Genomic DNA, 12,506 nt, shown 5'->3' with positions numbered 1-12,506 from the left:
CATGCTCGTACTCGCCGTGCACGGCAGCACGGTCCCGGCCGCCGCCGCGACCATCGCGCGGCTCACCTCCGCCGTCGAGGCGCTGAGCGGGACCCGCCCGGTCGTCGGCCACCTGGACGTGCAGTCCCCGTCCCTCGCCGACGTCGTACGGGCGCACCCGGGCGCGGTGGTCGTCCCGCTGCTCCTCGGGGACGGCTACCACCGCCACGTCGACATCCCCACCGTCCTCGAAGGCACCGGCTGCGTCCTCACCGAGGGGCTCGGCGGCGATCCCGGCATCGCCCTGGCCCTGCACGGCCGACTGCGGGAAGCCGAGCGCCGCCGGAGCCCCCACGAGCGGGCCGATGCCGTGGTCGTGGCGGGCGCGGGCTCCTCCCGGCCCGGTGGGAACGCCGGTACGGAGGTCTGCGCGGCCCGCCTCGCCGCCCTGCTCGCCTCCGACCCCGGCGCGGGCCCCGACCCCGTCCCGGTGGTCCCCGCGTACCTGACCTCGGCCGAGCCCACGGTTCCGCAGGCGCTGGCCGCCCTGGAGGCCGCCGGGCACCGCCGCATCGCCGTCGCGGCACACCTGCTTGCCCCGGGCCGCTTCACGCACACCCTCGCCGGCCACGGCGCCTGGACGGTCTCGGAACCGCTGGCCGACCACCCGTGCCTGGCCCGGCTGGTGTGGGAGCGCTACGAATCCGCCCGGGGCACGTGGGCGGTGCGGGCTGCGCGTCCGGGCTGCTGAACGGGCGCCCGTCTGGTCTCCTGACCGGTATGGCCTACCTGTCGATGACCGCCCGCCGCCGCGACGAGCTCCACCGCGCATCCACCCCGCTCGAACTCTTCTTCGACCTCTGTTTCGTCGTCGCCATCGCGCAAGCCGGCGCCCGGCTGGTGCACGCGCTGGCGGAGGGCCACCCGGGGACGGGGGTGATCGGCTACTTCTTCGTCTTCTTCGGCGTGTGGTGGGCGTGGATGAACTTCACGTGGTTCGCCTCCGCCTACGACGTCGACGACGTCCCGTACCGGCTCGCGACCTTCGTCCAGATCGTCGGCGTACTGGTCTACGCGGCGGGGGTGAGCCGGGCCTTCGACGAGAACGACTGGACGGTCCCCGTCATCGGCTACATCATCATGCGCGTCGCGCTGACCGCGCAGTGGCTGCGGGCGGCGGCCGGGGAAGAGGGCGCGGCGAGGACGTCCGCGCTGACGTACGCGGCCGGGCTGGTGATCTGCCAGGCGGGCTGGGTGGCGCTGCTGTTCGCCCCCGCGGGTGCCAAGCGTCTGCTGTTCCTGGTCCTGGTCGTCGCCGAGCTGCTCGTTCCGGCGATCGCGGAGCGCAACCACCAGACCTCGTGGCACGCGCACCACATCGTGGAGCGGTACGGCCTGTTCACCATCATCGTGCTGGGCGAGACGATCTCGGCGGCCACGGTCGCGGTCAAGTCGGCGCTGGACGAGCACGACGCGGTGGGCCTGCTGCTGCCGATCGCCGGCGGCGGGCTGCTGATCGTCTTCGCGGCGTGGTGGATCTACTTCGCTGTGCCGATGCACGAACGGCTGAACACCAACCGGGAGGCGATCCCGTGGGGGTACGGGCACCTGCTGATCTTCGCCTCGGGCGCGGCGATCGGGGCGGGCATCGAGGTGGCGGTCGAACACGCGGTGGGTGCGGCGCACATCTCGCAGGTGGCCGCGAACGCCGCCGTGACGGTGCCGAGCGCGGGGTTCCTCCTGATGGTCTGGTTCCTGCACTCCCGCCACTTCAAGCGGGGTGTGGCGCAGCAACTGACGCTGCCGGTGGCTGCCGTGGCCGTCCTGGCCTGCACGTGGACCGGCGCGTACGCGGTCCTGTACGCGGGCCTGGTCTGCGCGGCCACGGTCGCGGTCGGCCTGACGTTGGCCACGAGGTCCGCCCCGGAGGCCGCCCTCCGGTGACCACCCCCCGGGACCGCGCCCCGGCGGCGGCGCGGCAGGCGGACCGTCACCCCCGCACCCCCGGTGGCGTTGGCAGGTCATGACACTCCCCCCGCAGCGATCCGGCGGAGCCCCCGGCAGGGAACTGGCCGAGCCGGGCTTCTGGCAGGCCCCGCCCGCCCACCGCCTCGCCGTCTTCGCCCGCCTCCGAGAGACCGGCGGCCCCGTCTTCGTCCCCGAAGGGACCGGCGGGGCCGGTCACTGGGCCCTCCTCCGCCACGCCCACGTGCAGGAGGCCAGCCGCCTCCCGAAGGTGTTCGCCAGCGCCCCCGGCGTGACCACTCCCGAGCCCGCCCGCTGGGTCCGTGCCCTGTTCGGGGACTCGATGGTCAACCTGGACGGCCCCGACCACGCCCAGCTCCGGAAGGTCGTGCAGCGGGCCTTCACCCCCCGCCTCCTCGCGGCGGCGGAGGCCGACATCCACGCCGTGGCGACCCGCATCGTGGACGACGTACTGGCGGACCGGCCGGACGAGTTCGTCTCGGCGGTGGCCTCCCGCCTGCCCCTGGAGGTCATCTGCAACATGATGGGCATCCCGGAGCGACACCGGCCCGAGATCGCCGACCGCGTCAACCACGCCTCCGAGAACATCGGCGTGGAGCGGGGCCTGGCCTCGCGGCTGCGGATGCCCGGTCGGGGGCTGCGCGCCCTCGCCCGCATGCAGCGGATGGTGGCGGGCATCGGGCGCGAGCGCCGCAAGAACCCGACCGACGACCTCATCTCGGCGCTGGTCTGCGCGAACGTGGACGGCCAGGCCCTCGGCGCCCGGCAACTGGGCGCGTTCTTCTCCCTCTTGATGGTCGCCGGGGTGGAGACCACCCGCAACGCGATCACCCACGGCCTGACGCTGCTCACCGACCACCCGGACCAACGGGACCTGCTGCTCTCGGACTTCGAGAAGCACGCCGACGGCGCGGTCGAGGAGATGATCCGGCACTCGACGCCGATCATCCAGTTCCGCAGGACCGTGGTGGCCGAACACACCGTGGAGGGGCACCTGTTCCGGCCCGGCGACAAGGTGGTGCTGTACTACGCCTCCGCCAACCGGGACGAGGCGGTCTTCCCCGACCCGGACGCCTTCGACATCACCCGCTCGCCCAATCCGCACCTCGGCTTCGGTGGCGGCGGCCCGCACTTCTGTCTGGGCGCGCACCTGGCCCGGGTGGAGATGCGGGCCCTCTTCCACGAGTTGCTGACCCGGCCGGTCGGGCTGCGCGCGGTGGGACTGCCCGATCTGGCGGGGTCGAACTTCGACAACCGGGTCCGCTCGCTCAGGTTCGCCTTCGAGCGCCCCTGAGCCCGCCCCCGGCCCGGGAAGGGGGGCCGGCCACCGGGCAGGCTGGGAGCCCGGCGGCCGGAGCGCGGTGCCGTGCCGCTCGCCGCGGCGGCGGCGCGGCTACTTCTGCAGGCGGCGCACCGCGAGCACGCAGTGGGCGCTGCCCGTGAGCACGGCCTCGTCGCCCGCGAACGCCTGAAGCGTCTCCGGGGCGACCGGCTGACCGGGGACGGCCTCGGGCCAGGCCCGCGTGGCGAACAGGAAGTACGCCTGGCCGCTCTCGTCCGCGGCGGCGACCCACTCGTCCGGGGCGGTGCAGCGCGCGTTCATCCCGGGCAGGGTGAGCGCGATCTGGTTGCCCTCCAGCAGGATCTGCACCGGGAAGCCGGCCGGGTTGCGGGTGCCGTCCATGACGACGTCGCCGATGGGCAGGCCGATCTCCTCCAGCAGCCCGCGGGCCGCCGTCTCCCCGGCTTCCCGGCCGCCCGGGCCGTCACCGAGGGTGTAGGCGAGGAGGTACGGGATGTCGTGTGCCTCGGAGGGGTCGCCGATCCAGGCGAGCACGGAAAGGGTGCCGAGCTGGGTCCGGTCGATTTCGGCTTGTGTAGAAGTCATGCGCCGCACCCTAGTGGTCCGGCCGCCGAGCATTTCACGGCCTTTCACCCGGGCGGGCTAGACCGCCCAGAATCCCTCTCCGGAATTCGTCCTGATGTTCGCGTCCTGGTACTGGAGCCGGTCGATGCGGGCGTTTTCCGGAACTTCGAACACCACCCAGCCCTCGGCCCGCTCACCGACCGCGAGGGAATCGAAGACGAGCGGTTTGCCCGTCGTCAGTTCACCGGCGGGCACCACCGGGTGGCGCTGTCCTGCGCTGTCGTGCGCCCACATGCGTCCGAGCGCCCCGTACGAGTCCCCGCCCACGTTGACGAACGACATCGAGGCGGCCACCCACCGCTTCCCGGGGGCCGGGGCGAAGTCCTTCGCCACGCTGACCGCCGGGTCCACGTACGCGGCCAACAGGACCTCCAGGTGGCGACCGAGCCGCTGCCCGCGCACCCGTAGGGCGTCACCCACATGGGCATCCCTCGCCCCGGCCCGCACGGGCGCGCCGGCGGCGCCCGGAGCGCCGTCGTCCACCGGGACCGCGGGCGCGGCGGCCGGGGCGAGCGCCCCCTCCGGAGCACGGTCGCAGGCCGCGGAACCGAACAGGAGCAGCGGCAGGAGGGCGGTGGCGGCGAGCAGGGGAAGCGGGCGGGGGGCGGGGCGCATTCGGGATCCCTTCGGCACGTATTCCGGCCAGTCTCACGCGCCCCGAAGGGGAATTGCACACACCGACACGAGTGCGCGGAGCGAGTGAGGGTGCCCGGCTGCCAGCACAATTCGTTCCGGCGGATTCCCGCCGCTGCGATCCCTTGGAGGAAGAATGCGCATCTCCGGCCGCCGAATGGCGCTGGCAGCCCTGTCCGCACTGGCCTCGACGGCGGTATTCACCGCCCCTGCCGGCGCCACCGTTTTCAACCAGGGCATTTCCGTACGGCCTGACGTTCACATCGCCGGGGACGGCACCATCACTCTTTCCGGCACCTACCACTGTGAACAGGCGTCACCCTTGGGGGCGATGCAGATCAAGGCCGCGGTCCTGCAGGACGGCCACCAGCTCAGCATCGGCGGCGCGCAGGTCGTCTGTGACGGTACGGAGCGCGTCTGGGAGGCGCACGCGCCCGGCTTCGCGACAGGCAGCGTGCGGCCGGGCCGGGCCACCGTCACGGCAGAGCTGCAGGAGGTCCACTTGTCCGGCCTCATGCCGTCGGCGGTCGCCACGGTCGCCCAGGACGTAAGGGACGGCGAGGTCCGGGCGGACCGCTGAGCGGTACGGGCCCACCACGCACGCCCGCCGGTCCGGTGGCCGCCGCTGCCCGGACCCGGTCGCCCGGGCCGGGGGCGGAGCCACGGGCCCGGAGCCGGGCGGCCGACGGCCGGGCCCCGCACGCCCCGGTCCGGGGCGCGGGCCCGATACCGGGCGTCCGGGCGGCGCGGCTACCGGCACTCGGGCGCGACGTCCGTCATCGACATGAAGGCCACCGACTGGCACCCGGGGACCGCGTGCGGCCGTCCCGTCATCCGGTCCACGACCGTCGGCACCCCGGCGGCGAGGAGGATCAGGGCGAGGACGCCCGTGATCGCACCCTTGCTCAGCCCGCGCACTGCGCGGTCCCGCGGAGCCGGTCGCACACGAAAGCTGTCATGGTCCGCATCATCACCCCGCTCCCGACACCCCACAACTCGGCGTGACGGTCCGGTCACCCCACGCTCCGGGGGCTGCCGTTCGCGTCGAACTCGCACCACACGGCCTTGCCCTCGCCCCGGGACTCCACGCCCCAGTGCGTGGCCAGCGCGTCCACCAGCAGCAGCCCGCGCCCGGTGGTGGCCGCCTCGCCCGGGGAGCGCCGGCGCGGCCACACGCTGGAGCGGTCCTTGACCCACAGCCGGATCCGGCGCACCGGCTCGGGCAGCACCTCCATGGTCAGCACCGCCCCGCCGTCCGTGTGCAGCAGGGCGTTGACCAGCAGTTCCCCGGCCGCGAGCTCCACGTCGTCGGCGAGTTCCGGCATGCCCCAGTCCCGCAGCGCCTGCCGCAGCGCGTAGCGGGCCTCCGACAGGCCCTCCGGATCGGCCTGGTGGACGTACTGGTGGATGCGCGGGGCCCGGTGGGTGCCCGGGTCGGGGGCGCGGCGCAGCACCAGCAGGGCCACGTCGTCCCCGGAGCCCCAGCGCTCCCACAGCCGGTCGGAGAGGTGGTCCGCGAGCGCCCCGGCGTCCTGGGGGCCGCTGCGCACCGCGTGGGCGAGGGCCTCCATGCCCTGGGTGATGGCGGTGCCGGGCTCCTCCACGAGCCCGTCGGTGCACAGCACGAGGGTCTCGCCGGGGACCAGGTCGAGCCGGGTCTCGGGGAACTCCTCCTGTTCGAAGACGGAGGCCAGCCCGAGCGGCAGGCCGCCGCGCACGTTGGGCCAGCCGGTGCGCCCGTCCGTGTGACGGATCAGCGGGCCGAGGTGGCCCGCGCGGACCGCCCGTACGCCCCCGGTCTCCAGGTCCACCTGCGCGTACATGCAGGTCGCGAAGCGTTCGGTGTCCAGCTCGGCGAGGAAGCGCGAGGCCCGCGCCAGCACCGTGGACGGCGGGTGCCCCTCCCCCGCGTACGCCCGCAGGGCGATGCGCAGCTGGCCCATGATGGCCGCGGCGTGCGTGTCGTGGCCCTGTACGTCGCCGACGACGAGGCCGACCCGGTCGCGGGGCAGCGCGATCACGTCGTACCAGTCCCCGCCGACCTCCCGCCCGCTCCAGGCGGAGTGGTAGCGGACCGCGATCTCCCCGCCCGTGATCTCGGGGATCCGGCGCGGCAGCATGGCGGCCTGGAGGCCGGTGGCGAACTCCCGCTCCTGGTCGAAGAGGAGCGCCCGCTGGAGCGACTGGGCGACGATGCCCGCGAGGCCCAGGCACAGGTTGCGTTCCTCGGGGCTGAACTCGCTGCGCCGCCGGTAGAACAGGACCAGCCCGCCGATGGCCTTGGCCTGCGCGATGAGCGGCAGGTAGGCGGCCGCGTCGTAGTGGATCCGGTTCAGGTACTCCGAGAGCAGCGGGAACTCCCCGCCGAGCTCGGTGAGCGAGGTGACGAAACGTGCCTTCCGGGAGAGCACCGCCTGCGACAGCGGGAGCGAGCCGTCCAACCGGGTGAACTGGCGCTCGCTGAGGATCTCCAGCGTCTCCCCGCTGAGCGCGATGATCTTGATGGAGGCGCCCTCGACCAGACCGAGCGCCAAGCCGTCCGCGCCGAGCCGCTCCAGGGCCCCGGCCCCGGTCAGCGCGGCCGTCACGTCGTCGACCGTCACCGCCCGCGACAGGGCCTCGGTGGTCCGCTGCACGATCGTGGTCTGCTGGGCGCGCGCCGTCTCCAGCTTCCGCAGCAGGGTGGCGTGGGCCAGCTCCGGCGTGGCGTCCCGGACGATCCCCACGATCCGGTACGCCCGCCCCTCCGGGGTCCGCTGGACGCGGCCCTGGGTGTGGGTCCACTGGTCGGTGCCGTCGCGCCTGCGCACCGTGAAGTACGCGCCGTACGTGTCCCCGCCGGCGTCGAGGACGGAGGCCACGCTCTCGTTCAGCCGGGCGGCGTCCTCGGGCGGGATGCGCAGCCCGAGCCCCTCCGGCGTGCCGTCGAACTCCTCCGGCGTCACGTCGACGACGGCCATCCCGGCCTCGTCGAGCACCATCGCGCCCGCGTCGAGGTCCCACTCGAAGCTGCCCATGCCGTTCAGCGCGAGCCGCTCCCCCGGCCCGGTCGCCGGCGGGCCCCCGCCGGGCCGCCGGGCCCGCCCGGGTCCGTCCTGCTCCGCCGCTGCCACGCTTCACACCACCTAACGGACGGGCCAGCACGGCTGGGAGATGAGCCGCTCCCACTCCTCGTCAGGATGCCCCGGAAGAGTGCGCCCGGCCTCCCGCCAGCGCTTGACGAGGGACAGGTAGATCGTGGCGTGGTCGGGGACCTGCCCGGCCTGGTGACCGGCCCCGTACCCGGCCCCGTAACCGGACCCGTAGTCGGCTCCGTACGCGGATCCGTACGGCGCCCGGTGCGAGGGCGGCGCCTGGTTCCCGGCCGGCCCGCGGGCCGGCTCGTACCCGGCGGTCCTGGCCGCCGCGGGCTGTTCCCCGCGGCTGGCGGGGATCCGCACCCAGCCACGGCCCTGTGCTCGCTCCGCGCTCATCGCAGACCTCTCTCACCCGCAGTTCCGTCACTCACCGCAGATACGTCCTCGGCGACCCGGCGGCGGCCCGGCGGGGCGCGACGATCGTCCGCACGCCCGACAGCGGGCCTCCGGCGCCGAGGCGCTTTCGGACTCCTCTCACCAGTCTCCCCGCCGTGAAGCCCGCACCGTGCACGAATCGCATGGAAGGGCCGAATGAGGGAGCCGTCAGCAGCCCCGCGAAGAACAGCCCGGGCCACGAGGACTCGAAACCGGGTCCGAGCTCCGGCGTCCCGGTCCGCCCCACGGTCGCCAGGGAGGCCCGCAGCCCCGCGTCGAGCAGCTCCAGCCGGGCCAGGTCCGGCACGAAGCCGGTGGCCGCGATGACGTGCGCGGCGTCCAGGGACACCGGTGTCCCGGACCGGGTGGTCAGTTCGAGCCTGGTCCGCCCGCCCTCGGCGACCGCCCGGCGCAGTTCGTGCCCGAGCAGCACGGGCACGCGCCGCTCGAACCGCTCGCGCAGCCACCAGGCACCGGCCGGCCCCAGCGCGGTCGCCGCGATCCGCTCCCTCCTCCGCGCGGGCAACCCGCGCACCGCCCAGGGCAGCTCCGACCACGCCCAGCTGCGCCAGCCGGTGCCGAGGCCGCTGTGCGGAGCGCGCAGGGCACGCAGCGCGGGCCGGCTCAGGGGCTGCGGCACGGTGTTCCAGTTCAGCCGGGAGCGCCGGGCGACCAGGCACGGCCGGGCCCCCTGCTCGGCCAGCAGCGCGGCGGTCTCCAGAGCCGCCTGCCCGGCCCCGAGCACGGCGACCTCCTGCCCGGCGAACCGGGCCAGGTCCCGGTGGCCGCTGCTGTGCGAGCAGTGGCCGGGCGGCAGCCCCCGCAGGGCCTCGGGGAGGTGCACGAACGGCATGACCCCGACCGCGAGGGCCACCGTGCGGGCGAGCAGCTGTTTCCCCTCGGTGGTGCGGACGCGGAACCCGTCGCCCTCGGGGGTCACCTCCGTGACGGTCACCTCCTCCACCTCGGGCGCGGCGTGCCGGGCGAACCACATCCCGTACGAGCTGAACGTGCCGATCGGCAGCGGAGTGCCGTGTTCCGCGCGCAGTCCCCGGCCGGCGCAGTAGTCGGCCAGGGTGTGCCCGCCGTCGGGCGCCGACAGGTTGGAGGACCAGGGCTCCGACTTCAGGTACATCCCGTCGGGCATGTGGTCGCGCCAGGAGGCCATCGGCCGCCCGAGCAGCCGTACGTCGAGCCCCGCGCCGGCCGCGTGGGCGGCGATCGACAGCCCGTACGGGCCCGCGCCGACCACCACGAGATCGTCGACCCGCGTCACGGACGCTCCTCCCCTTGTGCCCGCCGGACGGGCCCGCTCACCTGGTCACCAACTCGTCCGGCTCCGCCGATGCCTCCGGCGGGGCGGGCCGCGCGGGCGGCCCCGGCCGCTCCCCGCCCCGCCTGCGCGGTGCCCGGACCGCCGCGAGCGCGGTGCGCCGCCCCTGCTCCGGGAAACCGCGCAGCACCCGGGCCGCCTTCCCGGCGCCCCGCCCCGCGAAGGCGGCGAGCATCGCCAGGAACGGCCCCGGATCGTCGGCCGCGAACCAGGCCGCCTCCACCCGCCCGCGCCGGGCCGCCGCGGGCCGCGGCACGAAGGGAACGGGGCCCGCGTCGGCGCCCCCCGCCGCCGGGGCGGCGCCCGCGCCGGACCGCCGCACCGCACCCGGCGGGGTCCGGGCCGCCCGGACCGCGGGCGGCCTGCCGCCGCGGAGCACGGCCAGCAGGGCGTAGTTCTCGGCGAGGAACACCCGGCCCGGACCGCCCGAGGGCTCCGGCACCCGCCGGCCCGTCAGATCCAGGTACATCGCCTGTACGACGTCCAGCCCGGCCGGGTCGGTGAACAGCCTGAACTGCGCGCCCGGGCGCGGGTTGAAGTCCACGAGCCGGAAGGCGCCCGACTCGTCCCTGCGGAAGTCCAGGTCCAGGATCCCCTGGTAGCCGAGCCGTTCGGCGAGCCGCAGCCCCGCCTCCTCCACCGCCGGATCGGGCAGCCAGCGGCCGACCGCCGTCAGCCCCGTCCGCAGCGGCCAGGACAGCTCCTTGCGGCCCGACCCGGCGATCAGTGGACGTCCGCCCCGGCCGAAGGCGCCGTGGAAGAACCAGTCGGTGTCCGGCCCGCCGGGCAGGAACCGCTGGAGCAGCAGCGGGCTCCCCGCCTCGGCGGAGCGCTCGTACAGCCGGACCGCCTCGGCGCCGGTCCGTACGAGCACGGTGCTCCGCAGCTCCCCGCCCCCGGCGGGCAGCAGCCACGGCCGGCTCCACTTGGCCACCAGCGGCAGCCCCAGCCGCCACGCGGCCCGCGCCGCCTCGGCCGCGCTCCGCGGGACCACCGTCTCCGGGTGCGGGATGTCCCACCGGGCGCAGAGCCGCGCCAGCTCGGCCTTGTCCGCGACCCGGGCCGGCAGGTCGTCGGGCTGACGGGGGATCCGGAACCGGCCCTCCAGCATCGGCGCGACCCGTGCCACGGCGATCGCGCTCAGATCGTCCATGGCGATGAGCACCGCGGGCCGCCCGATCCGCTCCGACACCCCGGTCAGGCACTCCAGCAACGGCTCCGGCGCCTCGGGGTCCAACCCGCCGGGCGGGCCGGGGTGCACGGCGCGCAGGTACCGCGAACGCCCCATGGGACCTCCCCCGGCCTCGACGACGGCATGGACCTCCACGCCCTTGCGGCCAAGGGACCTGACGGCGCCGAGGGTTCCGTGGTGGAACGGATTCCGGTCGAGTCTGAGCACAACAGCGGGCACGTGGAAGGGAGGGGCGTGCATGGCAACGGCGTCTTTCACCTAGTCGGACCAAGCGGAGGATGCTACGCAGATGCGAATGGCCTAGGAGGCCGCCACCGGGCAGGCCATTCGTCGGATCTGATGTCTAACGTCTTTGACAAGCACACCGATTCGGGAAAGCCCGGGGAGACGCCATGCGCAGACCACGCCGCCGACTGGCGAGCACCTGTATCGGTACGGTCGCGGCCGGACTGCTCGCCACCGGCGCCGCGCTGTCGGCGGCGCCCTCGAAGGGCTGGTCCGGACACGACGACATCGCCATGGGCGCCTATCTCGACTATGGACCGACCGGAGTCGCCCGGATCCCGCTCCTGTCGAACTGGCTGGGCGGCAAGGAGATCCGGGTGGGCCACACCTACCTGCCCGGTGACCAGTGGGCCGGCATCGAGGGACGCGTCTCCTTCCTCGCCGACTGGGCCGCGTGGCGACTGTCCCGCGGCGACCGGATGTTCGTCCTCAACGTGCCCATGCAGGAACACAACGAGGACCGGCTGTCCGACGCCCGGGTCGCCCGGCTGATCAGGGCGGGCGCGCAGGGCGAGTACGACGTGCACTTCCGCAGGCTGGCCGAGCGGCTGGTGACGCTGGGCGTGCCCGACACGGTGATCGTGCTCGGCTGGGAGATGAACGGCACCACCTACTCGCACCGCTGCGGGCCGGACCCGGAGAACTGGAAGGCGTACTGGAAGCGCATCGTCAACACGATGCGGTCCGTTCCCGGTCAGAGGTTCAAGTTCGATTTCGCCCCCAACCGGGGCACGGACGCGATCGGCTGGACCCGTTGCTACCCGGGCGACGACGTGGTCGACATCATCGGAATGGATTCGTACGACCAGGATCCCGGCGACACCTTCGACGACCAGATCTCCCAGCCGTACGGGCTCCAGCAGCACGTCGACTTCGCAGAAGCACACGGCAAGGAGATCTCGTACCCGGAGTGGGGGCTGTTCCGGCGCGGGGACAACGCGGAGTACGTGCGGCGCATGCTGCAGTGGATCGAGCAGCACAAGCCGCTCTACCACACCATCACCGACTACTGCCCGCACGGCGTGTGGCAGTGCAAGCAGAACCCCGAGTCGTCGAAGGCCTTCCGGGAGGCCCTGACCCCGGAGAAGGCCGTCCCGGTCCCGACGCCGGTCATCCCGACCCCGGTGGTCCCGACCCCGGTGGTGCCCACCCCGGTCATCCCCACGCCGGTCGTCCCGACGCCTCAGATCCCCACCCCGCACGTCCCCACCCCCCAGATCCCGACCCCCCAGGTCCCGTCGCCACAGATCCCGACGCCCGAGGTCCCCCCGATCCCGACACCACAAGTGCCGACACCCACGCCGGTACCGACACCCGACGTCCCCAAGCCCTTGCCGGTGTCCCCGACTCCGGTCGACCCGAGCCCGCTCGACCCGGCGCCCGAGCCCACCCCGGACGCCACGCTCCCCGCGAACCCGAACCCGAGCCCGAGCCCGCTCGCGCCGAAGCCCGACCCCGCCCCGGCCGTGACGCCGAAGCCCACCCCCACCCCCAAGCCCAAGCCCACGCCCCAGCCCAAGCCGGAAACCCCTCCGGCGAACAGCAAGCAGTGGTGCGTGCCGCTGAGCTTCGGCGAGTGGCTCTCCAAGCTCGTCGGCAAGCAGTCGGTCTGCGTGAAGGTCGACTGGGGCAGGGAATCCGGCTACTGGCCCTTCTAGA

12 protein-coding genes are annotated in these 12,506 nt (G+C 74.2%); 5 read left to right on the top strand and 7 right to left on the bottom strand.

Going from position 1 to position 12,506, the window contains the following annotated elements:
* Window position 1 precedes the first annotated feature (1 nt).
* From ACFYZL_RS33300 to ACFYZL_RS33290, 3 genes are all read left to right on the top strand, one after another.
* Window positions 2–730, top strand: coding sequence for a sirohydrochlorin chelatase (locus tag ACFYZL_RS33300; protein ID WP_384746725.1), 729 nt, complete (start codon window positions 2–4; stop codon window positions 728–730).
* 29 nt (window positions 731–759) lie between these two features.
* Window positions 760–1,923, top strand: coding sequence for a low temperature requirement protein A (locus tag ACFYZL_RS33295; protein ID WP_384746727.1), 1,164 nt, complete (start codon window positions 760–762; stop codon window positions 1,921–1,923).
* A gap of 79 nt (window positions 1,924–2,002) precedes the next feature.
* The gene (locus ACFYZL_RS33290; protein ID WP_388684183.1) at window positions 2,003–3,259 is read left to right on the top strand and encodes a cytochrome P450; all 1,257 of its coding nucleotides are present in this window, start codon (window positions 2,003–2,005) and stop codon (window positions 3,257–3,259) included.
* Window positions 3,260–3,358: 99 nt separating this feature from the next.
* Here ACFYZL_RS33290 and ACFYZL_RS33285 read toward each other — a convergent pair whose 3' ends face one another.
* Window positions 3,359–3,853, bottom strand: a complete 495-nt coding sequence (locus tag ACFYZL_RS33285; RefSeq protein WP_384746731.1) for a DUF5949 family protein — start codon at window positions 3,851–3,853, stop codon at window positions 3,359–3,361.
* A gap of 57 nt (window positions 3,854–3,910) precedes the next feature.
* Window positions 3,911–4,507, bottom strand: coding sequence for a hypothetical protein (locus tag ACFYZL_RS33280; protein ID WP_384746733.1), 597 nt, complete (start codon window positions 4,505–4,507; stop codon window positions 3,911–3,913).
* 154 nt (window positions 4,508–4,661) lie between these two features.
* Here ACFYZL_RS33280 and ACFYZL_RS33275 point away from each other — a divergent pair, with 154 nt between their 5' ends.
* Window positions 4,662–5,105 (top strand): DUF6299 family protein, encoded by a 444-nt coding sequence (locus ACFYZL_RS33275; protein WP_384746735.1) that lies wholly within the window; start codon window positions 4,662–4,664, stop codon window positions 5,103–5,105.
* Window positions 5,106–5,275: 170 nt separating this feature from the next.
* Here the strand turns inward: ACFYZL_RS33275 and ACFYZL_RS33270 are convergent, their stop codons facing one another.
* From ACFYZL_RS33270 to ACFYZL_RS33250, 5 genes are all read right to left on the bottom strand, one after another.
* Window positions 5,276–5,443, bottom strand: coding sequence for a hypothetical protein (locus tag ACFYZL_RS33270; protein ID WP_384746737.1), 168 nt, complete (start codon window positions 5,441–5,443; stop codon window positions 5,276–5,278).
* A gap of 95 nt (window positions 5,444–5,538) precedes the next feature.
* Window positions 5,539–7,638 (bottom strand): SpoIIE family protein phosphatase, encoded by a 2,100-nt coding sequence (locus tag ACFYZL_RS33265; protein ID WP_384746739.1) that lies wholly within the window; start codon window positions 7,636–7,638, stop codon window positions 5,539–5,541.
* A gap of 12 nt (window positions 7,639–7,650) precedes the next feature.
* Entirely contained in the window at window positions 7,651–7,998 is a 348-nt protein-coding gene (locus ACFYZL_RS33260; RefSeq protein ID WP_388684179.1) for a hypothetical protein, read from the bottom strand.
* Between the two features lie 31 nt (window positions 7,999–8,029).
* A complete protein-coding gene (locus tag ACFYZL_RS33255; RefSeq protein WP_384746742.1) occupies window positions 8,030–9,313 on the bottom strand; it encodes an NAD(P)-binding domain-containing protein in 1,284 nt (427 codons plus the stop codon).
* Window positions 9,314–9,350: 37 nt separating this feature from the next.
* Entirely contained in the window at window positions 9,351–10,802 is a 1,452-nt protein-coding gene (locus ACFYZL_RS33250; RefSeq protein WP_384746744.1) for an ATP-grasp domain-containing protein, read from the bottom strand.
* Between the two features lie 152 nt (window positions 10,803–10,954).
* On the opposite strand from ACFYZL_RS33250, the gene ACFYZL_RS33245 reads away from it, so the two are divergent.
* Entirely contained in the window at window positions 10,955–12,505 is a 1,551-nt protein-coding gene (locus ACFYZL_RS33245; protein ID WP_388684176.1) for a glycosyl hydrolase, read from the top strand.
* Window position 12,506: the final 1 nt, after the last annotated feature.

This window comes from Streptomyces sp. NPDC001717, assembly GCF_042892775.1.
Classification (GTDB): domain Bacteria; phylum Actinomycetota; class Actinomycetes; order Streptomycetales; family Streptomycetaceae; genus Streptomyces.
Note: the sequence above shows the minus strand (reverse complement) of the source record. Positions and strands in the feature narration are given on the sequence as shown.